18 protein-coding genes are annotated in these 22526 nt (G+C 65.7%); 9 read left to right on the top strand and 9 right to left on the bottom strand.

The genetic code is table 11. The annotated features are described in order from the left end of the window. Positions 1 to 38 precede the first annotated feature (38 nt). The 3 genes from map to DWF00_RS10475 all read left to right on the top strand — a co-directional run bounded on the left by map (position 39) and on the right by DWF00_RS10475 (position 3668). Positions 39 to 863 (top strand): type I methionyl aminopeptidase, encoded by an 825-nt coding sequence (gene map, locus DWF00_RS10485; protein WP_114828004.1) that lies wholly within the window; start codon positions 39 to 41, stop codon positions 861 to 863. Continuing rightward, positions 860 to 1621, top strand: coding sequence for a RadC family protein (gene radC, locus DWF00_RS10480; RefSeq protein ID WP_114827517.1), 762 nt, complete (start codon positions 860 to 862; stop codon positions 1619 to 1621). Before map ends, radC begins: the two co-directional genes overlap by 4 nt. Positions 1622 to 1958: 337 nt before the next feature. Continuing rightward, positions 1959 to 3668, top strand: coding sequence for a calcium-binding protein (locus DWF00_RS10475; protein ID WP_114827516.1), 1710 nt, complete (start codon positions 1959 to 1961; stop codon positions 3666 to 3668). A 284-nt stretch (positions 3669 to 3952) separates the two neighbouring features. Here DWF00_RS10475 and DWF00_RS10470 read toward each other — a convergent pair whose 3' ends face one another. The 3 genes from DWF00_RS10470 to DWF00_RS10460 form a co-directional block, all read right to left on the bottom strand. Then, positions 3953 to 4465 carry a tripartite tricarboxylate transporter TctB family protein gene (locus DWF00_RS10470; RefSeq protein WP_114827515.1) on the bottom strand — a complete coding sequence of 171 codons (513 nt, stop codon included), beginning with the start codon at positions 4463 to 4465 and terminating at the stop codon, positions 3953 to 3955. 119 nt (positions 4466 to 4584) lie between these two features. Next, on the bottom strand, positions 4585 to 5607 hold the full coding sequence (locus DWF00_RS10465) for a Bug family tripartite tricarboxylate transporter substrate binding protein (RefSeq protein ID WP_425453089.1): 1023 nt from the start codon (positions 5605 to 5607) through the stop codon (positions 4585 to 4587). Positions 5608 to 5758: 151 nt separating this feature from the next. Then, positions 5759 to 7273 carry a tripartite tricarboxylate transporter permease gene (locus DWF00_RS10460; protein ID WP_114827514.1) on the bottom strand — a complete coding sequence of 505 codons (1515 nt, stop codon included), beginning with the start codon at positions 7271 to 7273 and terminating at the stop codon, positions 5759 to 5761. 266 nt (positions 7274 to 7539) lie between these two features. On the opposite strand from DWF00_RS10460, the gene DWF00_RS10455 reads away from it, so the two are divergent. The 6 genes from DWF00_RS10455 (at position 7540) to DWF00_RS10430 (ending at position 15267) form a co-directional block, all read left to right on the top strand. Beyond that, positions 7540 to 8226 (top strand): GntR family transcriptional regulator, encoded by a 687-nt coding sequence (locus tag DWF00_RS10455; protein ID WP_114827513.1) that lies wholly within the window; start codon positions 7540 to 7542, stop codon positions 8224 to 8226. An 89-nt stretch (positions 8227 to 8315) separates the two neighbouring features. Further along, entirely contained in the window at positions 8316 to 10052 is a 1737-nt protein-coding gene (gene oxc, locus DWF00_RS10450; protein WP_114827512.1) for an oxalyl-CoA decarboxylase, read from the top strand. Between the two features lie 164 nt (positions 10053 to 10216). Further along, positions 10217 to 11491: a formyl-CoA transferase gene (frc, locus tag DWF00_RS10445; protein WP_114827511.1), complete on the top strand. Its 1275-nt coding sequence runs from the start codon at positions 10217 to 10219 to the stop codon at positions 11489 to 11491. Between the two features lie 605 nt (positions 11492 to 12096). Beyond that, positions 12097 to 13293, top strand: coding sequence for an ADP-forming succinate--CoA ligase subunit beta (gene sucC, locus DWF00_RS10440; RefSeq protein ID WP_114827510.1), 1197 nt, complete (start codon positions 12097 to 12099; stop codon positions 13291 to 13293). An 11-nt stretch (positions 13294 to 13304) separates the two neighbouring features. Further along, positions 13305 to 14234, top strand: coding sequence for a succinate--CoA ligase subunit alpha (sucD, locus tag DWF00_RS10435; RefSeq protein WP_114827509.1), 930 nt, complete (start codon positions 13305 to 13307; stop codon positions 14232 to 14234). A 343-nt stretch (positions 14235 to 14577) separates the two neighbouring features. Beyond that, complete coding sequence (locus DWF00_RS10430) at positions 14578 to 15267, top strand: GntR family transcriptional regulator (protein ID WP_245973825.1); 690 nt, start codon at positions 14578 to 14580, stop codon at positions 15265 to 15267. Positions 15268 to 15494: 227 nt separating this feature from the next. On the opposite strand, the gene DWF00_RS10425 is transcribed toward DWF00_RS10430, so the two are convergent. From DWF00_RS10425 to gcl, 6 genes are all read right to left on the bottom strand, one after another. Beyond that, positions 15495 to 16319, bottom strand: a complete 825-nt coding sequence (locus DWF00_RS10425) for a fumarylacetoacetate hydrolase family protein (RefSeq protein WP_114827507.1) — start codon at positions 16317 to 16319, stop codon at positions 15495 to 15497. 59 nt (positions 16320 to 16378) lie between these two features. Next, positions 16379 to 17791, bottom strand: a complete 1413-nt coding sequence (pyk, locus tag DWF00_RS10420) for a pyruvate kinase (RefSeq protein WP_114827506.1) — start codon at positions 17789 to 17791, stop codon at positions 16379 to 16381. Positions 17792 to 17854: 63 nt separating this feature from the next. Continuing rightward, positions 17855 to 18883 (bottom strand): 2-dehydropantoate 2-reductase, encoded by a 1029-nt coding sequence (locus tag DWF00_RS10415; RefSeq protein WP_114827505.1) that lies wholly within the window; start codon positions 18881 to 18883, stop codon positions 17855 to 17857. Positions 18884 to 18908: 25 nt separating this feature from the next. Then, on the bottom strand, positions 18909 to 19793 hold the full coding sequence (locus DWF00_RS10410) for a 2-hydroxy-3-oxopropionate reductase (RefSeq protein ID WP_114827504.1): 885 nt from the start codon (positions 19791 to 19793) through the stop codon (positions 18909 to 18911). A gap of 90 nt (positions 19794 to 19883) precedes the next feature. Further along, positions 19884 to 20669: a hydroxypyruvate isomerase gene (gene hyi, locus DWF00_RS10405; protein WP_114827503.1), complete on the bottom strand. Its 786-nt coding sequence runs from the start codon at positions 20667 to 20669 to the stop codon at positions 19884 to 19886. A gap of 34 nt (positions 20670 to 20703) precedes the next feature. Continuing rightward, entirely contained in the window at positions 20704 to 22476 is a 1773-nt protein-coding gene (gcl, locus tag DWF00_RS10400) for a glyoxylate carboligase (protein WP_114827502.1), read from the bottom strand. Positions 22477 to 22526 lie beyond the last annotated feature (50 nt).

Here is a 22526-nt window from a genome sequence, read left to right as displayed (position 1 = left end):
ACAATAGATAATGGCGAGCAAGGAGCAGCTTGCGCATCATGACATTCGACGAGAGCCTGGGACGATCGCGCATGCGCGATCCGGTCATCAAGATTCATGGCCCCGAGGCCTTCGCGGCCATGCACAAGGCCGGCCGGCTGACGGCCGAAGGCCTCGACATGCTCGGCGGCTACGTCAAGCCCGGCGTGACCACCCAGCGCCTCGACGACCTCGCCTTCCAGTTCGCCATGGACAATTCAGCCTATCCGGCGACCTTGTTCTACCGCGGCTACACCAAGTCGATCTGCACCTCGATCAACCATGTCGTCTGCCACGGCATCCCCGACGACAAGCCGCTGCGCGAAGGCGACATCCTCAACATCGACTACACGTTGATCGTCGATGGCTGGCATGGCGATTCCAGCCGGATGTATGGCGTCGGCGACATCCCGCGCAAGGCCGAGCGGCTGGTCGAGATCACCTATGAGAGCCTGCTGCGCGGCATCAAGGCGGTGCGCGCCGGCGCCACCACCGGCGATATCGGCTTCGCCATCCAGCGCTATGCCGAGGGCGAGCGCTGCTCCGTGGTGCGCGACTTCTGCGGCCATGGCGTCGGCCAGCTCTTCCACGACGCGCCGAACATCCTGCACTATGGCAGCCCCGGCGAAGGCGCCCTGCTCAAGCCCGGCATGATCTTCACCATCGAGCCGATGATCAACCTCGGCAAGGCCGGGGTGAAGGTGCTCTCGGACGGCTGGACCGCGGTGACGCGGGACCGTTCGCTCTCGGCCCAATTCGAGCACACGATCGGCGTCACCGAAACCGGCTGCGAGATCTTCACGCTCTCGCCGGCCGGCCGCGACAATCCGCTCGCCAGGCAATGAGCGCCGAGGGCGGCCAGGGCGGGCGCAAGCTCAACGGCCGCAAGGCCAAGGCCCCGCCGCTCCCCGGCGTCCTCTCCGACATCGCCGTCCCGCACTATCACGGCCATCGCGAGCGCCTGCGCGCCCGCTTCCAGGAGGCGGGTGCGGACGCCCTGCCCGACTATGAGCTGCTCGAGCTCCTGCTCTTCCGCTCGATCCCGCAGCGCGACGTCAAGCCGCTCGCCAAGGAGCTGATCCAGCGCTTCGGCTCCTTCGCCGAAGTGCTCGGCGCGCCTGCCTCGCGGCTGACCGAGGTCAAGGGCGTCGGCGACGGCGTGGCGCTCGACTTGAAGATCGTCGCCGCCTCGCTGCAGCGCATGGCCAAGGGCAAGGTCTCGAAGCGGCCGGTGCTGTCGTCCTGGTCCTCGGTGATCGACTATTGCCGGATGGCGATGGCCTTCGCCGAGCGCGAGCAGTTCCGCATCCTGTTCCTCGACAAGAAGAATGCGCTGATCGCCGACGAGGTGCAGCAGACCGGCACGGTCGACCATACCCCGGTCTATCCGCGCGAGGTGGTGAAGCGGGCGCTCGAGCTCTCGGCGAGCGCGGTCATCCTGGTGCACAACCATCCTTCCGGCGACCCGACGCCCTCGCGCACCGACATCCTGATGACGCAGCAGGTCATCGAAACGGCCAAGCCGCTCGGCATCGCCGTGCACGACCACATCATCGTCGGCAAGGACGGCCATGCCAGTCTGAAGGGGCTGAAGTTCATCTAGCGGCCCGGCGCTTGTCGCCAATGCTCCACCGCCACCAGCCAAGTCCCACAACGACTTTCGGCGAGCGTGATCCCTGCGCTCCGGCAGGAAAAGCTAAAACAATGTGCAGCGCCATTCCTTCATTTATTACTTGAGACATGGTATAGACCTCCTCGTTATCTTCTGATGACGGCTTCCCCAATCTTCGCGACGCGTGGCCCTCGACAGGGGCACCGCCAAGGCTCGCTATCATGCCGCCCCAGCGCCATGGAGGCGGCGATGTTCGCGCATAACGCGCGCAACGGGAGGGAGGACTATCGTGGCACAGTTCAGAACGAAATTTGAAAATTGGCCGCCCTTGCTTCAGCAAGTTCTTCAAATCGGCACCTTTGACGAACCGTTCAATACCCCCACGGACTTTCTGATCTTCGGCAAGGAAGATGACAGCCTGGTCCTGATCTTCCAGGGCGTAGACCTCGTCGTCGGCGACGCCCGCACGCTCTCCGGCGGCACCATCACCAGCTTCACGCTGCTGCACCAGAACGAGACGGTCCTTTACGAGTACGACTTCATCTCCCCGCCGAGAGCGGAAGTGTTCCAAGCGCTTCTCGACTTCCTCGACACCGGCTTTCACGACTTCGTCTATAATGTGCTTTTGGCGAACTTCATGTTCGCCGAACCGCTCGTGGTCGGGGGCGAGGAAGGGGACGACTATTTCCGCCCCGGCATCGGCGCGGACTCGTTCTACGGCCTCTTCGGCAGCGATCTGCTCGACTATATCTACGAGGTGCCGAATAACGGCATCGAGGTCGATTTGACCGCGGGCTTCGTCAGGGACGCCTGGGGCTTTCTCGATCAGGTCAGGAGCATCGAGGAGTTCAGGGGCACCGACAGGGACGACCTCTTCCGGGGCGCAAGCAGCCTCAACCCGAGCGAGACCGGCCGCTACACCTATACCGGCGCGGGCGGCGACGACACCTTCATCGGCGGCTTCGGCATCGACATGGTGTCCTACCTGATCGATGGCGGGAACGGCAGGGTGAGGGTCGACCTCGCGCAGGGAACGGCGACCGACACCCATGGCGACACCGACAGCTTCCAGAACATCGAGGGCGTGCGCGGCACCAACCTTGGCGACGACCTGCTCGGCGACGGCCAGGACAATGTCTTCGAGGGCATGGACGGCGCCGACCTGATCAATGGCCGCGCCGGCCAGGACCTGGTCGACTACAGCTCGGAGAAGGGCGGGCACGGCATCGTGGTCAACCTGACCGGCGACACGCTGCGGAACCTGAACGTGCCGGGCATCGCCATCACCGAGCTAGGCCCCTACTCGGCCTATGACAGCTACGGCAACATCGACAAGCTCTCCAATGTCGAGGATATCAACGGCACGTCTTTCGCCGACCACATCGTCGGCAACGGCTCGCGCAACGTGGTGCAGGGCGGTTTCGGCAACGACACCATCCTTGGCAATGGCGGCAATGACTGGCTGCAAGGCGGCTATGGCGACGACACCATCGATGGCGGCATCGGCGACGACACGCTCGACGGCGGCATCGGCAATGACAGCCTCAACGGCGGAAATGGGGACGACATCCTCAACGGCGACGAGGGCAACGACCAGCTCTTCGCCGGCGCCGGCAACGACCGGATGAACGGCGGCGACGGCGACGACAAGCTCACCGACAGCGAGGGCAAGGACGTCTTCAGCGGTGGCCTCGGAGCCGACCGCTTCGACTTCAATAAGCTCAGCGAGATGGGCAACAGCGCGGCCACCCGCAACGTCATCACGGACCTGCGCCTGTTCGGCACGCCCGACAAGATCGACCTTGCCAGCATCGACGCCAATACGCTTGTCGGCGGCGACCAGGCCTTCACCTTCATCGCCGCGACCCCCGCTTTCAGCGGCGCCGCGGGTGAGCTCATCTGGACCCAGATAGACTGGTTCGGCACCGACGAGGACTGGACCTTGATAAGCGGGGATGTCGATGGCGACTCGCAATCCGACTTCCAGATCGAGCTGACCGGCCTCGTCACCCTGACGGCGAACGACTTCATCCTGTGAGGGATGTCTGACGACGGCGGGCCGCGGCACTCGCGCCGCAGCCCGCTGATGCCGCGTGTCATCCCGCATCTGCGCCGCAGCATGCAATGCTGCGGCGCAGATGCGGGACCGTCCTCAGGATAGAGCATCCTTTCCGGGGCCGTTCGGAACAAGACGCCTTTCCGGCACACGGTCCCGTGCCTGCGCAGCGGCACTGTGCGCCGCAGCGCGCACGGGACGACGCCCATGGAAAAGGCCGCGACCTTTCGGTCGCGGCCTCTCCCCGCATCAAACGAGTGGGTGCCTCAATAGCCGAGCGCGGCCTCAAGCGGGCCCTTCGGCAGCGGCACCAGGAACCAGACCTCGAACATCATGAAGTTGACGATCGCGATGCCGAGCGAGACCGCAGCCGCCTTCCAGATCGGGAACTTGCCGAAGAAGATCATGAAGGCGCCGATATAGATCGTGGCCGAGACGTAGATGCCGATATAATTGGTCGCCAGCACGAAGATCACGGCGGGGACGAAGATCGCCGCCATACGGCCAAGCCCGACGGAGGTCACGGCCGTCTCCGAGCCTTCCTCGCTCTGCGGCAGCGCGCGCCAGAGGTTGAACAGGCTCGCGATCCCCATCGCCAGGACCATGTAGAACGGGAACAGGCCGGGCATCGGCCCTTCATTCGGCTTCCAGGCGATGCCGAGGCGCACGCTGTCGACCGTCACGATCGCGCAGACGATCAGGAAGAAGAACGTGACCGCGATATCGAGCGTGCGGTAGCTGACGAGCGGCCGGCCTTCGGCTTCTTCGTTGCTGCTCATTTTAGTGCTCCTCGCTGGATCTCGCGTGTCCCCGCGCCAGCGCTGCAATTTGGGGGGAAGACGGATCGCGAGGGGCTGAGGCCCGCTCGCGATCCGGTTCGGTCAGACTCGCTTCGCGCTCACTGCGTCGCGAGGAAGCCGGCCTTCTTCATCAGGTCGGCATGCAGCGCCTCGGCGCTGACCAGCCACTTGTCGAAGTCGGCGCCGCTCATGGAGGTCTGGTTGAAGGCGCCCTTCTCCATGAACTCCTTCCAGTCCGGCGTCGCCATCACCTTCTTGAACAGCTCGACATAGTAGTTCACCTGCGCCGGCGTGGCGTTCTTCGTGGTGAAGATGCCGCGCAGCATCTGGTATTCGACCGGCAGGCCTGATTCCTTGCAGGTCGGGATGTCGCTCCAGGCTTCCTTGTCGGTGACCTTCTGGGTGTAGGTCGAGCGCTGCGCATCGAAGATGCAGAGCGGGCGAAGCTGCGCGGCGCGCCATTGCCCGACGGCCTCGATCGGGTTGTTGACGGTCGAATCGACGTGGTTGCCGACGAGCTGCACCGCGACCTGGCCGCCGCCGGCATAAGGTACGTAGGTGAACTTCTTGCCGCCCGTCTGCTGCTCGATCGCCGCCGTGACGATCTGGTCTTCCTGCTTCGAGCCGGTGCCGCCCATCTTGAACTGGCGGTCTTCGCCGGCCTTCACCGCGTCGACATACTCCTTCGCGGTCTTGTAGGGCTTCTCGACGTTCACCCAGAGCACGAACTGGTCGAGCGCCAGCATCGAGACCGGCTTCATGTCCTTCCAGTTGAACGGCGAGCCCGTGCCGAGCGGCGTCGTGAACAGGTTCGACAGCGTGATCGCGATCTTGTGCGGGTCGTTGGCGCTGGCCTTCATCTCCAGGAAGCCTTCGGCGCCGGCGCCGCCGCCTTTGTTGATGACGATCAGCGGCTGCTTCATCAGGTTGTGCTTCTGCACCACACCCTGAACGAAGCGCGCCATCTGGTCGGCGCCGCCGCCCGTGCCAGCCGGAATGACCAAGGTCACCGGCTTCACTGGCTCCCACCCTTGCGCCAGGGCCGGCGAGGCCAGGCCGGCGCTTGCCGCCAGAACCCCCGCAATGCCCGTGGCCTTAAACGTTCCCCTCCGGATCATCATGCTTCTCCTTGGTGGCGGCTTGTTGCCGCGGTTGGCAGTCATGAAGTCTGTTTTTGGTTTTAGGCGTCCCCTCCCATGAGGACGTTTTTGGACGACTTGCCGTCGTCAATGGCCGCGCGAACGGCGCGGCCATATCACTTGCCGCCCGGCGTCACGCCGCCCGGGCGACCGCGCCGTTTCCCGCGAACTTGTTGCGCAGGGCCTGCAGGGCCGGCCAGAAGGCCATCACGACGCCAAGGGTCATGATGCCGCCGCAGAGCCAGTTCGACCAGAAGATGCCGACATTGCCCTGCGAGACCAGCATCGCCTGCCGGAAGGAGCTCTCGGCCTGGTCGCCCAGCACCAGCGCCAGGACCAGCGGCGGCAGCGGGTAGCGCAGCTTGTTGAACAGGTAGCCCATGATGCCGAAGACCAGCATCATCCAGACGTCGAACATTGCGTTGTTCACGGTGTAGGCGCCGATGGCGCAGACGAAGACGATGGCCGGCGCGATGATCGAGAACGGCACCCGCAGGATCGCGGCGAAGAGCGGCACGCAGGTCAGCACCATGATCAGGCCGACGACGTTGCCGAGATACATCGAGGCGATCAGGCCCCAGACGAAGTCCTTCTGCTCGACGAAGAGCAACGGCCCAGGCTGCAGGCCCCAGATCAGCAGGCCGCCGAGCAGGACCGCCGCGGTCGGCGAGCCGGGAATGCCGAGCGTCAGCATCGGCAGCAGCGCGGCGGTGCCGGCGGCATGGGCGGCGGTCTCCGGCGCGACCACGCCTTCGAGCTCGCCCTTGCCGAAATTGTCGCCGCGCTTGGAAAGGCGCTTGGCGATGCCGTAGCCCATGAAGGAGGCTGGCGTCGCGCCGCCCGGCGTGATGCCCATCCAGCAGCCGACGATGCAGCTGCGGATGAAGGTCATCCACATCCGCGGCAGCTGCTTCCAGGTGCGGATGACCGCATCCATGCGCAGCTTGGCGGTGGCGCCGTTGAACTTCAGGCCATCCTCCATCGAGGACAGGATCTCGCCGATGCCGAACAGGCCGATGACCGCGACGAGGAACTTGAAGCCGTTCAGCAGCTCGTCCTGGCCAAAGGTCATGCGCAGCGTGCCGGTGACGTTGTCGAGGCCGACCGAAGCCAGCGCGAAGCCCAGGCACATCGAGGCGACCGTCTTCATCGCCGAGCCGCGCCCCATGCCGATGAAGCTGGCGAAGGTGAGGAACTGCACCGCGAAGAACTCGGCTGGACCGAATTTCAAGGCGAATTTGGCGACCACCGGCGCCAGGAACGTGATCAGGGCCACAGCGAAGATCGCGCCGATGAAGGACGAGGTGAAGGCGCCGACCAGCGCCTCGTCGGCCTTGCCGTTCTGCGCCATCGGGTGGCCGTCGAACGTCGTCGCGACCGACCAGGGCTCGCCCGGGATGTTGAACAGGATCGAGGTGATGGCGCCGCCGAACAGCGCGCCCCAGTAGATGCTGGTGAGAAGAATGATCGCCGAGGTCGGCGGCATCGTGAATGTCAGCGGCAGAAGAATGGCGACACCGTTGGCGCCACCCAGGCCCGGCAACACGCCGATGATGACGCCGAGCGTGATGCCGATCACCATCAACAGGATGTGATAGGCGCTCAGCGCGACGGCAAAGCCGCCAAAGAGGGCATTCAGTTCTTCCATGGCGCTTGTATCCCCAAAATTGGTCATGTTCTGGGACCGCGCGTAGCCGAAACGCGGAACCGACTGGCCTTATTCGAGTTAGCCTAGGATGAAACTCTCTGGCATGCAATATGCCATTTAAGGGTGCGTCGCAGCAATTTTATTGCAGTAAAATGCCCATTGCGCGTGTCGTTTGTTTCGTTATATGGTATGCCAGAAACCACCGAGATGGGATGCACGCTGCGCCCATGCGGTCAAAAATACCAAGCAGGGGAACCGGGCTCGCAATGGCCAGAGCGCGCTTAGACATTCAGCCGATCGAGGAGGTCCAGAGCCTCAAGAGCCGTACCTACGACGCTCTGAAGGTCGCGATCGGCACGATGAAGATCTATGACGCCGGCGCCGAATTGCGGCTCGACGAGCGCGCCCTGTCGCTCCAGTTCGGCGTGAGCCGCACGCCGCTGCGCGAGGCCCTCGCCCAGCTCGAGCAGGAAGGCCTGGTCCGAATCGCGCCGCGCCGCGGCATCTTCATCGTGCGCAAGACCAAGGCCGAGGTCATCGAGATGATCACGGTCTGGGCCGCGCTCGAGAGCATGGCCGCGCGCCTGGTCACCCAGGTCGCCTCGGATGACGAGATCGCCAGCCTGCACAAGCTCGTCGACACCTTCGACAGCGCCGATCTCGACGCCCATATGGGCGAGTATTCGGACGCCAACATCCGTTTCCACGCCGCCATCATCGCGCTCTCCGGCTGCAGGCTGATCAGCGACATCACGCATGGCCTGTTCACGCATGTGCGCGCGATTCGGCAGCGCACGATCTTCGAGAAGGACCGGGCCCGCCGCTCGATCATCGACCACAAGGAAATCGTCGAGGCGCTGGAAGCGCGCAACGGCGAGCGTGCCGAGCGGCTCGTACGCGAGCACACGCTCAAACTCCGGGATCATGTCGAGCAATTCGTCCAGCTCGCCTGAATCAAGCCATCACCAGTAGCGACGCGACCCAAAGCAACACGACCCAAGAAACAACCAGCTTCAAGAACGATTTTGAGGGAGGGAGCGGAATGTCCGCCGTAGTTCAAAGCATCACCGGAAATGCCGTCGACGCCGAGCGCGAGCTCACGGACGGCTTTCACCTCGTCATCGACGCGCTCAAGCTCAATGGCGTCAAGACGATCTATGGCGTGCCCGGCATCCCGATCACGGATTTCGGCCGCATGGCCCAGGCCGAGGGCATCCGCGTCATCTCGTTCCGCCACGAGCAGAACGCCGGCAACGCCGCCGCGATTGCCGGCTTCCTGACCAAGGCGCCCGGCATCTGCCTGACCGTCTCGGCGCCCGGCTTCCTCAACGGCCTCACCGCGCTCGCCAACGCCACGACCAACTGCTTCCCGATGATCCTGATCTCCGGCTCCTCCGAGCGCGAGATCGTCGACCTGCAGCAGGGCGACTATGAGGAGATGGACCAGCTCGCCATCGCCAAGCCGCTCTGCAAGGCCGCCTTCCGCGTGCTGCACGCCGCCGATATCGGCATCGCCGTGGCCCGCGCGATTCGCGCCGCCGTCTCCGGCCGCCCCGGCGGCGTCTATCTCGACCTGCCGGCCAAGCTGTTCTCGCAGGTGATGGATGCCGAGGCCGGCGAGAAGTCGCTGGTCAAGGTCATCGACGCCGCTCCGGCCCAGATCCCCGCCCCGTCCGCGGTCAAACGCGCGCTCGACGTGCTGAAGGGCGCCAAGCGCCCGCTGATCATCTTCGGCAAGGGCGCGGCCTACGCGCAGGCCGATGACGATATCCGCGCGCTGGTCGAGACGAGCGGCATCCCGTTCCTGCAGATGAGCATGGCCAAGGGCCTGCTGCCCGACACCCATCCGCAATCGGCCGGCGCCGCGCGCTCGACCGTGCTGAAGGATTCGGACGTCGTCATGCTGGTCGGCGCCCGCCTCAACTGGCTGCTCTCGCACGGCAAGGGCAAGACCTGGGGCGACGCCCCCAAGCAGTTCATCCAGATCGACATCGAGCCCAAGGAGATGGACTCCAACGTCGAGATCGTCGCCCCGCTGGTCGGCGATATCGGCTCCTGCGTCTCCGCTCTCCTTGAGGGCATGGGCAGCAAGTGGCAGGCCCCGCCGGCCGACTGGGTCGCGACCGTCAACGCCAAGCGCGACGAGAACATCGCCAAGATGGCGCCGCGCCTGATGAAGAACACCGCTCCGATGGACTTCCACGGCGCGCTCGGCGCGCTGCGCACGGTCATCAAGGAGCGGCCGGACGCGATCCTGGTCAACGAGGGCGCCAACACGCTCGACCTCGCCCGCGGCATCATCGACATGTACCAGCCGCGCAAGCGCCTGGACGTCGGCACCTGGGGCGTCATGGGCATCGGCATGGGCTTCGCCGTCGCCGCCGCGATCGAGACCGGCAAGCCGGTGCTCGCGGTCGAGGGCGATTCGGCCTTCGGCTTCTCCGGCATGGAGGTCGAGACGATCTGCCGGTACAACCTGCCGGTCTGCATCGTCATCTTCAACAATAACGGCATCTACCGCGGCACCGACGTCAATCCGAACGGCGGCGACGTCGCCACCACCGTCTTCGTCAAGGACTCGCGCTACGACAAGATGATGGAGGCCTTCGGCGGCGTCGGCGTCAACGTCACGACCCCCGACGAGCTGAAGCGCGCCGTCGACGAGGCGATGGATTCGGGCAAGCCGACCCTCATCAACGCCGTGATCGACCCGTCCGCCGGCACCGAGAGCGGCCGCATCGGCAACCTCAACCCGCAGAGCGTCGTCCGCAAAAAATAAGGGGACGGACGTCGCCAGGGCAGGATGCGAAAAGTGGAAACCGGTTTTCGCATGAATCCTGCTCTAACTGCTGATGAGAGGCGGATTCGACCTTCAGATGGAAGCGCTGCGCGATTCCATCTGAAGGCGGCCGGCGCTAGCGAGAAGAACAAGGGAGGGGACCTATGAAAGCGCTCGAAGGCGTCAAGGTTCTGGACTTCACCCATGTCCAGTCGGGACCGACCTGCACGCAGTTGCTGGCCTGGTTCGGCGCAGACGTGATCAAGGTCGAGCGCCCGGGCACGGGCGACATCACGCGCAGCCAGCTCTGCGACGTGCCGGATGCGGACAGCCTCTACTTCACGATGCTGAACCACAACAAGCGCTCGATCACGCTCGACACCAAGAACCCCAAGGGCATGGAAGTGCTCTGGGAGATGGTGAAGATCTGCGACGTGCTGGTCGAGAACTTCGCCCCCGGCGTGCTCGACCGCATGGGCCTGACCTGGGACAAGATCCACGCGGTCAACCCGCGCCTGATCGTCGCCTCGGTCAAGGGCTTCGGCCCCGGCCCCTATGAGGACTGCAAGGTCTACGAGAACGTCGCGCAATGCGCCGGCGGCTCCGCCTCGACCACCGGCTTCCGCGACGGGCTGCCGATGGTCACCGGCGCGCAGATCGGCGATTCCGGCACCGGGCTGCACCTGGCGCTCGGCATCGTCACGGCGCTCTACCACCGCACCCATTCCGGCCTCGGCCAGAAGGTCGACTGCGCCATGCAGGACGGCGTGCTCAACCTCTGCCGCGTCAAGCTGCGCGACCAGCAGCGGCTCGAGCGCGGGCCGATGAAGGAATACAGCCAGTATGGCGAGGGCATTCCGTTCGACGACGCCGTGCCGCGCGCCGGCAACGATTCCGGTGGCGGCCAGCCCGGCCGCATCGTCAAGTGCAAGGGCTGGGAGACCGACCCCAACGCCTATCTCTACTTCATCACCCAGGCCCCGGTCTGGGAGAAGATCTGCGACATCATCGGCGAGCCGGGCTGGAAGACCGACCCGAACTACGCCAAGCCGCTCGCCCGCCTGCCGCGCCTGAACGAGATCTTCGCGCGGGTCGAGCAATGGACCATGACCAAGACCAAGTTCGAAGCCATGGACATCCTCAACGAGTACGACATCCCCTGCGGGCCGATCCTCTCGATGAAGGAGATCGCCGAGGAGAAGTCGCTGCGCGAGACCGGCACGGTGGTCGAGGTCGATCATCCCGTGCGCGGCAAGTACCTCTCGGTCGGCAACCCGATCAAGCTCTCCGACAGCCCGACCGTGGTGACGCGCTCGCCCCTGCTCGGCGAGCACACCGACGAGATCCTGCGCGACGTACTGAAATTCGACGAACGCCGCATCGCCGCGGTCACGGAATCCGGCGCCACCGGCGCCCTGACCCGGGCCGCAGCCGAATAGAGTTTCCCAGACGCTCCTCGACCTCCTCGAGAGCGACTTGGGGCGGGGCCCTCGGCAACGAGGCTCCGCCCCTTTTTTATGGGGCGCACCCGCCGGACGACTCCCCTGCCAGGGGGCGCAAGCAGGTCCTGCGCCCGCGCCGGGTGGAGAAAATTGCCCGGCCTGCCCATTGGCAATCCTGCGCCGAAGCTCTCCAATAGGAATGGCCTACTAAAATTCTCCAGTTCCAATCTTTCGCTTGACAGGGCGAAGGGTTGGCATGCCAAATACCAACATCGCTCCAGATGCATGCGCCGGCCAACGGCGCAGCGGGAAAATCAGGGGCGTCGATTTCCACGGGAGGAAATTGAGCATGGTCCGACCGGCTCCAGATATCTGTCAATTCGCTGCCCGCAGGGCGGCAATCCGTGCATTTCCAGGCCCTGGCGCGGGCAGGCACGCAAGCCCCGCCTGAGCATGCGCTCGCGGCCGGCTGGCGCATCGACGCGCCGACTCCGTCTGCCGTCTCGCCGCATCCGCCGGCCGACACCATCCCTGATCCGCACCGAATGGCCGGCGCCGCAGAACGCCCCGGCCGCTCTCCCCGAACCCCGAGAGAGATTGCGATGAACATCCACGAATACCAAGCGAAGGGACTGCTCCGGGAATTCGGCGTGCCGGTTCCCGATGGCTACCCCGTGCTCAAGGCCGAGGATGCCGAGGCCGCCGCCAGGCAGCTGCGCGGCCCGGTCTGGGTGGTGAAGTCGCAGATCCATGCCGGCGGTCGTGGCAAGGGCAGCTTCAAGGAGGCCGAGGCCGGCGAGAAGGGCGGCGTGCGCCTAGCGAAGTCGGTCGACGAGGCCACCGCCTTCGTGCGCCAGATGCTCGGCCATACGCTGGTGACCGTGCAGACCGGCCCGGCCGGCAAGCAGGTCAACCGGCTCTATATCGAGGACGGCTCGGCGATCGACCGCGAGTTCTACCTCTCGATGCTGGTCGACCGCGAGACCTCGCGCATCGCCTTCGTCGTCTCGACCGAAGGCGGCATGAACATCGAGGACGTCGCCCACGACACGCCGGAGAAGATCAAGACCTTCTCCATCGACCCCGCCACCGGCATCATGCCGCTGCACGGCCGCACTGTGGCCGAAGCGCTCGGCCTCTCCGGCGATCTCGCCAAGCAGACCGAGGCGCTGGTGACCAAGCTCTACGCCGCCTTCACCGCCAAGGACATGGCGATGCTGGAGATCAACCCGCTGATCACCACCAAGGACGGCCGGCTGCGCTGCCTCGACGCCAAGATCTCCTTCGACGACAACGCCCTCTACCGGCACCCCGAGCTCTTCAACCTGCGTGACGAGACCGAGGAGGACGCCAAGGAGATCGAGGCCTCGAAGTACGACCTCGCCTATATCGCGCTCGACGGCACGATCGGCTGCATGGTCAACGGCGCCGGCCTCGCCATGGCCACCCTCGACATCATCCAGCTCTATGGCGAAAGCCCGGCGAACTTCCTCGACGTCGGCGGCGGCGCCACCGAAGAGAAGGTGACGGCGGCGTTCAAGATCATCACCGCCGACCCGAAGGTGAAGGGCATCCTGGTCAACATCTTCGGCGGCATCATGAAGTGCGACGTCATCGCGCGTGGCGTCATCGCCGCGGTGAAGGCGGTCGGGCTTCAGGTTCCGCTGGTCGTGCGGCTCGAAGGCACCAATGTCGAAGAGGGCAAGGAGATCATCAGATCCTCCGGCCTGAACGTCATTCCTGCCGACGATCTCGACGATGCCGCCCAGAAGATCGTAGCTGCCGTGCGCAAGGGTTGAGGGGAAACGACATGGCTATCCTGATCGACAAGACGACCCGGGTCATCTGCCAGGGCTTCACCGGCAAGAACGGCACCTTCCATTCCGAGCAGGCCGTCGCCTACGGCACCCGCATGGTCGGCGGCGTCGCCCCCGGCAAGGGCGGCCAGACCCATCTCGACCTGCCGGTCTTCAACACGGTCGCCGAGGCGAAGGCCAAGACGGGAGCCGATGCCTCCGTCGTCTACGTCCCGCCGCCGGGCGCGGCGGACGCGATCTGCGAGGCGATCGATGCCGGGATTCCCCTGATCGTCTGCATCACCGAGGGCATCCCGGTGATGGACATGGTCAAGGTCAAGCGCATGCTGACCGGCTCGAAATCGCGCCTCGTCGGACCGAACTGCCCCGGCATCGTCACGGCCGGCGAGAGCAAGATCGGCATCATGCCCGCCAACATCTTCAAGAAGGGCTCGGTCGGCATCGTCTCGCGCTCGGGCACGCTGACCTATGAGGCGGTGTTCCAGACCACGCGCGAGGGTCTCGGCCAGACCACCGCGGTCGGCATCGGCGGCGATCCGGTCAAGGGCACCGAGTTCATCGAGGTGCTCGAACTCTTCCTCGCCGATCCCTGGACGGAATCGATCGTGATGATCGGCGAGATCGGCGGCTCGGCCGAGGAGGACGCGGCGCAGTTCCTTCGCGACGAAGCCAGGCGTGGCCGCTCCAAGCCGATGGTCGGTTTCATCGCCGGCCGTACCGCCCCTCCCGGCCGCCGCATGGGCCATGCCGGCGCGATCATCTCGGGCGGCAAGGGCGGCGCGGAAGACAAGATCGCGGCGATGGAAGCCGCCGGCATCCGGGTCTCGCCCTCGCCTGCCCGGCTCGGCAAGACTCTGGTCGAGGTGCTCAGCGGCGAGCCGGCGATCAAGAAGCGCTGCGCCGAGATCGAATGGTCGTTCTGAGGCGCCGCCTCGTCTTTTACTTCCGCGGCGCCCGTGAAAAGCGATTCGCATTGATGCGGTCATCTTTCCGGCCGCGACGGATATGACCTATGGTCATATCTTCCCGGAGCCGGCAAATAGCTGGAATCTGGCGGTGCAATGCATCCGATGCATAGCGGAATTCTGACGCCTTAGACCCGAACCCGCGAAAATCCACCGATTTGGCCTATATCTGCATTTCAAACGAAGCCTTCTAGCTGTTAGAGCATCTGCGACGACGAGCCGCCGACTCACGGACATCCGGCCGCGCATGCAGGAGTAGCAACCGTTGAGAGCTCCAAGGCAGACGTCTTCCTCGGAAACCGTGACGCAGAAACTCGTGCTTGAGCGCTTCGCGCCGGAAGAGACCTTCAAGACCAAGGTTTACGCCGCGCTGAAGCACGCCATCATCAACATGGATATCTACGGCACGCGCGAGCCGACCTGGATCGACGAGCGCCAGCTCTCCGAGAAGCTCGGCGTCAGCCGCACCCCGGTGCGCGAGGCCGTCGCCATGCTGGAACAGGAAGGCTTCGTGAAGTCGCTGCCCCGCCGCGGCATCATGGTGCTGAAGAAGACCAAGAACGAAGTCGTCGAGATGATCCAGGCCTGGGCGGCGTTGGAGAGCATGGCGGTCCGCCTCGCCATCCAGCGCGCCACCGACCCCGAGATCGCCGAGCTGCGCACGCTGTTTCGGGCCTTCGGCGAAGCGCATCGGCCCTCCGACCACGCGGCGGAGTACTCCTCGGCCAACCTCGCCTTCCACCAGACGCTGATCGGCCTGAGCCGGTCGCAGCTGCTGGTCGAGATGACCGACAACCTGCTGCTGCATGTCCGCGGCATCCGGCAGATGACCATCGGCCGCGACGACCGCGCCAGCCGCTCGATCGTCGACCATCTCAACATCATCGAGGCGCTGGAGCGCCGCGACACCGTGGCAGCCGAGCAATTGTCGCGCGACCACACGCTCGGCCTCGCGGCCTATGTCGACCAGCACGCCGACATCTTCGAATAGGCGATCGCGAGCCGGATCGGGCGCGGGCAAGCAGGCTCTTCCCTTCTCCCCCTGCGGGAGAAGGTGGCGCGCAGCGCCGGATGAGGGGTCGCGCTGCCCTATCCGATGACTGAGAATGCTATCCGCCGACACTGCCATCGTCGCGCGACCCCTCATCCGCCCCTGCCGGGGCACCTTCTCCCGCAGGGGGAGAAGGGAAGAGGGCCGCGCGCCCAGTCGCGCCCGCCCTACTGCACGAAGCCATTCGACAGCGTGCCGATGCCGTCGATCGTCACCTCGATCGTGTTCGTCGGCTCCTTCATCGTGCCGACGCCGAGCGAGGTGCCGCAGCAGATCAGGTCGCCCGGCAGCAGGGTCATGTCGTGCGAGATGCGGCTGACCAGCTCGTGCGGCTGGAAGATCATGTCGGCGATCGGATAGTTCTGCCGCTCCTGGCCGTTGAGCACGGTGCGGATGGTCAGCGCGCTCGGGTCGATCCCGCTCGCCACCACCGGCCCGAACGGCCCGAACCCGTCGAAGCTCTTGGCCCGCACCCATTGCGCGAAGGTCGGGTCGGCCGCGATCAGGTCGGCGGCGGTGATGTCGTTGACGCAGGTATAGCCGAAGATGAAATCGCCGGCCTCCTCCGGGCTGACGCCGGTGCAGGTCCGGCCGATGACGATGCCGAGCTCGCCCTCATAGACAACTTTGCCGGCATAAGAAGCCGGCCGCGGGATCGTTGCGCCCGGCGCCGCGATGCTGGAGGGCGCCTTCATCAGATAGAGCGGCTCGGGCGGCACCGGCACGGCGAGCTTGCTGGCGAGCGCGTGAAAATTGTTCCACAGCGCGATGATCTTCGAGGGCGCCACCGGCGGCAGCAGCGTCACCGCCGAGAGCGCGACGGTCTCGCCGGTCGGCTCGGCCCCGGCGAACATGTCGCCGTCGTGGATGGCGATGGCCTCGCCATCCACGATGCCGAAGCCTTCGCCGTCATCGAGCGTGAAGCGGACCCAGAGGGCCGCAGCGCTGGCGCGCTCCTCATGCGCCGCGTGCCGGATTGGTGAGGTGGACATGGTCTCTCTCCCTATCTGGCGGCGCGGCGCAAGCGATCGACGATCTCAGATCGTCGCTCTCAGACCGCGACCACCCTCAGATTATTGGTGCTGCCGGCGCGCCGGAACGGAATGCCGGCGACGACGACGAGTTGCTCGCCGCGCTTGACGTAGTCGGCCGCCAGCGCCTGCTTGACCGCCTGGTCGACCATCTCCGAGTAGTCCGAGACCTCCTCGGTCTGGATGCTGTAGGTGCCCCAGAGCAGCGCGAGCCGGCGCGCCGTCTCCAGCTGTGGCGTCAGTCCGAGGATCGGCACCGGCGAGCGCTGGCGGGCGATGCGATAGGCGGTCGTGCCCTTCTCGGTATAGGCGACGATGGCCGACGCTCCGATCACGTCGGCGACTTCGGCCGCCGCGGCCGCGACCGCATGCTGCGGCATCGGCTCGATGGTCGGCTTCAGCGCCTCGATGATCGGGCGGTAGGAATGGTGCTGCTCGGTGCGGCGGATGATGCGGTCCATGGTCTCGACCGCCTGGATCGGGAACTGGCCAGAGGCGCTCTCGGCCGAAAGCATCACCGCATCGGCACCGTCATAGATGCCGGTCGCGACGTCGGAAGCTTCGGCGCGGGTCGGCGTCGGCGTCAGGATCATCGATTCCAGCATCTGCGTCGCGATGATCACCGGCTTGCCGGCGAGGCGGCAGAGGCGGACGAGGTCCTTCTGCGCGCCCGGCACGTCCTCGGTCGGGATCTCGACGCCGAGATCGCCGCGCGCCACCATGACCGCGTCCGAGAGCGCGATGATGTCGTCGATGGCGCTGAGCGCCGAGGGCTTCTCGATCTTCGACATCACGCCGGCGCGGCCGCCGACGAGCTGATGCGCCTCGATCAGGTCCGAAGCCCGCTGCACGAAGGAGAAGGCGACCCAGTCGACGCCGAGTTCCAGGCCGAAGGCGAGGTCGACGCGGTCCTTCTCGGTGATCGGCGAGAGCTGCAGCACGGTGTCGGGCAGGTTGACGCCCTTGCGGTCGCTGACCACGCCGCCGACGATGACCTTCGCCTCGATCACGTCGCTGGTGCAGCCGGTGACCTGGAGCCGGACCTTGCCGTCGTCGACGAGCAGGTTGTGGCCGGGCAGCACCGCCTCGAAGATCTCGGGATGCGGCAGCGGCAGGTGCTCCGCGTCGCTCGCGGCCTTGTCGAGCACGAGCTTGATCGTCGAGCCCGTGGGCAGCGTCACCTTGCCGCCATGCACCGCGCCGAGCCGGATCTTCGGCCCCTGCAGGTCCTGGAGGATGGCGATCGGATAATTCGCCTCCTTCTCGAGCCCGCGGATGATGTCGTAGCGCGCGCGGTGGTCCTCATGGGTGCCATGGCTGAAATTCAGCCGGAAGACGTCGACCCCGGCATGGAACAGGCGCCGAATGGTGTCGGCGTCCGAGCTCGCAGGCCCGAGCGTCGCAACGATCTTTGCGCGTCGATCTCTTTTCACGATATCCTCACAATGCTTTGGCTTAGGCGGCCCGAATCCGCGCCGACCCTACCGCTTCGCGCATCATGAGGCGACCAACTGGCGATCGTCCACCACGGAGCTTTGCTCCGGGAAGGTTGGGTAGACGCCCTTCGCACGCCCCATCTGCTGCACGAGCCCTAGCACGGCATCGATATAGGGAGTGTGAAGCTTTACCAGCCGGCCCATCTCCTGGACGGCGGTCAGCAATGCGTCGATCTCAAGCGGCCTGCCCTTGTCGAGGTCCTGCAGCATCGAGGTGCGATGCGCCCCGACGCCGGCCGCGCCGTCGATGCGGCGGTCGACGTCGACGCGGAAGCGCGCGCCCAGCGTCTCGCCGATCTCCTGCGCCTCCAGCATCATGTTGCGGGCGAGCGCCCGCGTGCCGGGCTCGGTCGCGACGATGTCGAGCGTCGCATGGGTCAGGGCCGAGATCGGGTTGAAGCAGAGATTGCCCCAGAGCTTCAGCCAGATGTCGTCGCGGATGTCCGAGAACAGGCGCGGCTTCATCCCGCCCGCGGTCAGCGCATCGGCGAAGCGGGTCAGCCGCTCGCTCTCCTGGCGGTTGGGCTCGCCGAGGCCGAACTGGTCGCCATAGATATGCTTGATCACGCCGGGCTCGGTGATCTCGGTCGCCGGGTAGACGGTGCAGCCGATGACGCGCTCGGGGCCGATCGCGTTCCACTGCCGGTCGCCCGGATCGACGCTGCGCAGGCGCAGGTCGGCGTGGGGCCCTTCCAAGCCGTGGAAATACCACCAGGGCACGCCGTTCTGGGCGGTGACCACCGCCGTCTGCGGGCCCAGAAGCGGCTTCAGCTCCTCGGCCGCCTCCCAGGCCTGGTGCGCCTTGAGCGCGATGATCACCACGTCCTGGCGGCCGAGATCGCGCGGATCGCGGCTCGCCGGCATCTCCTCGGTGATCGTCTCCGTCTTGGTGACGAGGGTCAGGCCCTTGGCTTTGATCGCTTCCAGATGGGCGCCGCGCGCCACGAGCGAGACATCGAGCCCGCCGCGCTTGAGCATGACACCCATATAGCCGCCGATCGCCCCGGCGCCGTAGATGCAGATCTTCATGGGCTTTTCCCCCTGTCTTATTTGGCTAGGCGACTTCGTGGTTCGCCATGATCTCCAGCGCCCGCACCATGGCTGAGTGATCCCAGTCCTTGCCGCCATGGGCGACGCAGGCGTTGAACAGTTCCTGTGCCGTCGCGGTGTTGGGCAGCGACACGCCGATGGCGCGCGCGCTTTGCAGCGCGAGGTTCAGGTCCTTCTGGTGCAGCCCGATGCGGAAGCCCGGGTTGAAGGTGCGCTTGACCATGCGCTCGCCATGAATCTCCAGGATCTTGGAGGAGGCGAAGCCGCCCATCAGCGCCTGGCGCACCTTGGCCGGATCGGCCCCCGCCTTCGAGGCGAAGAGCAGGGCCTCGGCGACCGCCTCGATCGTCAGCGCGACGATGATCTGGTTGGCGACCTTGGTGGTCTGGCCGTCGCCATTGCCGCCGACCAGCGTGATGTTCTTGCCCATCAGCTCGAAGAGCGGCTTCACCTTGGCGAAGGTCTCCTCGGGGCCGCCGACCATGATGGTCAGGCTGGCAGCCTTGGCGCCGACCTCGCCGCCGGAGACCGGTGCGTCGAGATAATGGCTGCCGCCAGCCTCGATCTTCGCGGCGAACTCCTTCGTCGCCATCGGCGAGATCGAGCTCATGTCGACGACGATGCTGCCCTTGCTCAGGCCGAGCGCGACGCCGTTGGTGGCGAACAGCACCTCTTCGACCTGCGGCGTATCGGGCAGCATCAGGACGACGATCTCGCTCGCAGCGGCGACCGCCTTCGGCGTCGGGTGGACGGTGACGCCCTTCGCGACGAGGTCCGGCGCGACCGCCTTGTGGTGGCTCGATGCGTGCAGCGTGTGGCCGCCCGCAATCAGGTGTTCCGCCATGGGGCGGCCCATGATGCCGAGCCCGATGAAACCGATAGTCGTCATGTCGCCATATCCTCCGTTCGACTGAAGCGTCGACCGTCTCGTCCCGTCACGCGGCCCAGGATCACGCGGCCCAAGATCACGCTGCCCAAATCATGCAGCCAACGTGGTGCTCGGCAGCCAGGTCAGGCCGTCGCTCGTGGTGCGTGCGGGTTTGTATTCGCAGCCGACCCAGCCAGCGTAGCCGATGGCGTCGAGATGCCGATACAGGAAGGGGAAGTTGATCTCGCCGGTGCCGGGCTCGTTGCGGCCGGGATTGTCGGCGAGCTGGACATGCGCGATCCGGTCGAGATTGGCCTCGATCGTCCGGGCCAGATCCCCCTCCATGATCTGCATGTGGTAGATGTCGTACTGGATGAAGAGGTTAGGCGACTCGACGTCGTCGAGGAGCGCCAGCGCCTGCTTCGTACTGTTCAGGAAGAAGCCGGGGATGTCGCGGGTGTTGATCGGCTCGACCAGGAGCGCGATGCCCTCCTGGTTCAGCTCATGGGCGGCGAAGCGCAGGTTGTTGACCAGCGTCTCGTGCAGCCTGCCGCGCTCGACATCCTTCGGCGCGATGCCGACGAGGCAGTTGACCTGCTTGCAGCCGAGCTGCGTGGCGTAGTCGATCGCCTGGAAGACGCCGCTCTGGAACTCGCTGATCCGGTCGGGCAGGATCGCGATGCCGCGCTCGCCCGCGCCCCAATTGCCCGCCGGCAGGTTGTGCAGCACCTGCGTCAGGTTCCAGCGCTTCAAACGCCCCGCCAGCTCGTACTTGTCGTACTCGTAGGGGAACAGGTACTCGACGCCGCGGAAGCCGGCCTCGGCTGCCGCCTGGAAACGCTCCAGGAAGGGCAGCTCGTTGAACAGCATCGTCAGGTTTGCAGCGAAACGTGGCATGGGTCTCTCCCCTGATGGCGCAGAATGATCGAGGTTACTGAGCGGGCTGCAGCTCGGGCTCGGGCAGAGGCAAATCGAGCACCTCCTCGAACTCGACGACGTTGTCGATCTCGGTGCCCATCGCGATGTTCGTCACCCGCTCCAGGATGAATTCCATCACCACCGGCACCTGGTGCTCCTTGAGCCAGGCCTTGGCCTGGGCGAAGGCGGCCTTGAACTCGTTCGGGCTCTTGACCCGGATCGCCTTGCAGCCGAGCCCTTCGGCGACCGCGACATGGTCGACGCCGTAGCCGGCGAGATCGGGCGCGTTGATGTTCTCGAAGGCGAGGCCGACCTGGAAATCCATGTCGAAGCCGCGCTGTGCCTGGCGGATCAGGCCGAGATAGGAGTTGTTCACGACGACGTGGATGTAGGGCAGCTTGAACTGCGCCCCGACCGCAAGCTCCTCGATCAGGAACTGGAAGTCGTAGTCGCCCGACAGCGCCACGATCTCGCGCTCGGGATCGGCGGCGCGCACGCCGAGAGCGGCGGGCAAGGTCCAGCCGAGTGGGCCGGCCTGGCCGCAATTGATCCAGTGGCGCGGATTGTTGACCCGCAGGAACTGCGCGCCGGCGATCTGCGACAGGCCGATGGTCGAGATGTAGCAGACGTCGCGGCCGAAGGCCTCGTTCATCTCCTCGTAGACGCGCTGCGGCTTCAGCGGCACGTTGTCGAAATGGCTCTTGCGCAGCATGGTCGCGCGCCGGTCGCGGCAGGACTGGGCCCAGTCGCTGCGGTTCCTGAGCAGCCCCTTGCCTTCCCGCTCGCGCGCCACCTCGACGAAGAGCTCGAGCGCCGCCTTGGCGTCGGAGACGATGCCGTAATCCGGGTTGAAGACGCGGCCGATCTGGGTCGGCTCGATGTCGACGTGAACGAACTTGCGCCCCTTGGTGTAGGTCTCGATCGAGCCCGTGTGCCGGTTGGCCCAGCGGTTGCCGATGCCCATCACGAAATCGGAGGCGAGCATCGTCGCGTTGCCGTAGCGATGGCTGGTCTGGAGGCCGACCATGCCGGCCTGCAGCGGGTGATCGTCCGGGATCGAGCCCCAGCCCATCAGCGTCGGCACGACCGGCACGCCGGTCAGCTCGGCGAACTCGACCAGGAGATCGCAGGCATCGGCGTTGATGATGCCGCCGCCGGCGACGATCAGCGGCCGCTCGGCTGAGTCCAGCATCGCCATCGCCTTCTCGATCTGGCGGCGCGAGGCGCCCGGCTTGTAGACCGGCAGCGGCTCATAGGTCTCGTCGTCGAACTCGATCTCGGCCATCTGGACGTCGATCGGCAGGTCGATCAGCACCGGACCCGGGCGGCCCGAGCGCATGACGTGGAAGGCCTGCTGGAAGACGCGCGGCACCAGAGCCGGCTCGCGCACCGTCACGGCCCACTTGGTCACCGGCTTGGCGATCGACTCGATGTCGACGGCCTGGAAATCCTCCTTGTAGAGCCGGGCGCGCGGCGCCTGCCCGGTGATGCAGAGGATCGGGATGGAATCGGCGATGGCCGAGTAGAGCCCGGTTATCATGTCGGTGCCGGCCGGGCCGGAGGTGCCGATGCAGACGCCGATATTGCCGGCCTTGGCCCGGGTATAGCCCTCGGCCATATGCGAGGCGCCCTCGACATGGCGCGCCAGGATATGGTGGATCGACTCGCGGCTCTTCAGCGCGGCGTAGAGCGGATTGATCGCCGCTCCCGGCACACCGAAGGCCTGCGTGACGCCCTCACGCTCCAGAACCCGGACAGCGGCCTCGACGGCCCTCATTTTAGCCATGGCGCATTCTCCCGACGAGATGCAAGTTGATTGGCATACCAGATGCCATA

The sequence above is a fragment of the Allobosea caraganae genome (genome assembly GCF_003351345.1).
GTDB lineage: Bacteria > Pseudomonadota > Alphaproteobacteria > Rhizobiales > Beijerinckiaceae > Allobosea > Allobosea caraganae.
This window is presented reverse-complemented; position numbering and strand designations above follow the sequence as displayed.

What these genes read in the sequence shown, in the direction of transcription:
- map (WP_114828004.1), top strand. Translation starts at nt 39, where the DNA reads ATGACATTCGACGAGAGCCTGGGACGATCGCGCATGCGCGATCCGGTC.
- radC (WP_114827517.1), top strand. Translation starts at nt 860, where the DNA reads ATGAGCGCCGAGGGCGGCCAGGGCGGGCGCAAGCTCAACGGCCGCAAG.
- DWF00_RS10470 (WP_114827515.1), bottom strand. Translation starts at nt 4,465, where the DNA reads ATGAGCAGCAACGAAGAAGCCGAAGGCCGGCCGCTCGTCAGCTACCGC.
- DWF00_RS10465 (WP_425453089.1), bottom strand. Translation starts at nt 5,607, where the DNA reads ATGATGATCCGGAGGGGAACGTTTAAGGCCACGGGCATTGCGGGGGTT.
- DWF00_RS10460 (WP_114827514.1), bottom strand. Translation starts at nt 7,273, where the DNA reads ATGGAAGAACTGAATGCCCTCTTTGGCGGCTTTGCCGTCGCGCTGAGC.
- DWF00_RS10455 (WP_114827513.1), top strand. Translation starts at nt 7,540, where the DNA reads ATGGCCAGAGCGCGCTTAGACATTCAGCCGATCGAGGAGGTCCAGAGC.
- oxc (WP_114827512.1), top strand. Translation starts at nt 8,316, where the DNA reads ATGTCCGCCGTAGTTCAAAGCATCACCGGAAATGCCGTCGACGCCGAG.
- frc (WP_114827511.1), top strand. Translation starts at nt 10,217, where the DNA reads ATGAAAGCGCTCGAAGGCGTCAAGGTTCTGGACTTCACCCATGTCCAG.
- sucC (WP_114827510.1), top strand. Translation starts at nt 12,097, where the DNA reads ATGAACATCCACGAATACCAAGCGAAGGGACTGCTCCGGGAATTCGGC.
- sucD (WP_114827509.1), top strand. Translation starts at nt 13,305, where the DNA reads ATGGCTATCCTGATCGACAAGACGACCCGGGTCATCTGCCAGGGCTTC.
- DWF00_RS10425 (WP_114827507.1), bottom strand. Translation starts at nt 16,319, where the DNA reads ATGTCCACCTCACCAATCCGGCACGCGGCGCATGAGGAGCGCGCCAGC.
- DWF00_RS10415 (WP_114827505.1), bottom strand. Translation starts at nt 18,883, where the DNA reads ATGAAGATCTGCATCTACGGCGCCGGGGCGATCGGCGGCTATATGGGT.
- DWF00_RS10410 (WP_114827504.1), bottom strand. Translation starts at nt 19,793, where the DNA reads ATGACGACTATCGGTTTCATCGGGCTCGGCATCATGGGCCGCCCCATG.
- hyi (WP_114827503.1), bottom strand. Translation starts at nt 20,669, where the DNA reads ATGCCACGTTTCGCTGCAAACCTGACGATGCTGTTCAACGAGCTGCCC.
- gcl (WP_114827502.1), bottom strand. Translation starts at nt 22,476, where the DNA reads ATGGCTAAAATGAGGGCCGTCGAGGCCGCTGTCCGGGTTCTGGAGCGT.